Origin of the sequence: Streptococcus infantis (genome assembly GCF_964243025.1) — a bacterium.
GTDB lineage: Bacteria > Bacillota > Bacilli > Lactobacillales > Streptococcaceae > Streptococcus > Streptococcus infantis_N.
Genome location: NZ_CAXTDJ010000019.1, coordinates 1 through 586, shown reverse-complemented (window position 1 = coordinate 586; position 586 = coordinate 1). Strand labels below are relative to the sequence as shown.

The 586-nt window shown below is 38.1% G+C and carries 1 protein-coding gene; it reads left to right on the top strand.

Going from position 1 to position 586, the window contains the following annotated elements:
- Window positions 1-586 (top strand): streptococcal pilin isopeptide linkage domain-containing protein (locus ACESNQ_RS08670; RefSeq protein ID WP_373076220.1); only part of this gene is annotated, 586 nt, incomplete at both ends.

Here is a 586-nt window from a genome sequence, read left to right as displayed (position 1 = left end):
TCAGCTTCGTATTGAAAGACTCTAAAGGTACTGAAATCGAAACAGTTCAGAACGACAAAGATGGTAAGGTGAAATTCACTAAACTTGAATTCACTAAAGCCCAAGTTGGAACTCATAAGTACACCGTAGAAGAAATTAAAGGATCTGATGCGACAGTCACTTACGACTCTATGAAGGCTGAAATCACAGTAGAAGTTAAATACGATGGTACAGCTAAAGCACTTGTGAAGACAGTGACAGACGCTCCAGACAAAGAGTTCAATAACACTGTGACTCCACCAGAAGAGCCTAAGTTCCAACCAGAGAAATACGTTGTAACTGAAGAGAAATACTCAATTACTGATAACAAGCTTCTCGATGATGATTCTGAATTGGCAGACAAGTACGGAGATACGAACAAAGATCCATATGTAGATGGAACTTCAAATAACGAAGAAGAAAACTTAAATACTAAGACTGTGAAACCTGGCGCTAAATTGGTTTACCAAGTATGGCTTGATACTACTAAGTTCGACGCTAACAACAAGGATAACATCCAAACAGTAAGTATTTCTGATGACTTCGATGAAACAAAAGTTGATGTAGA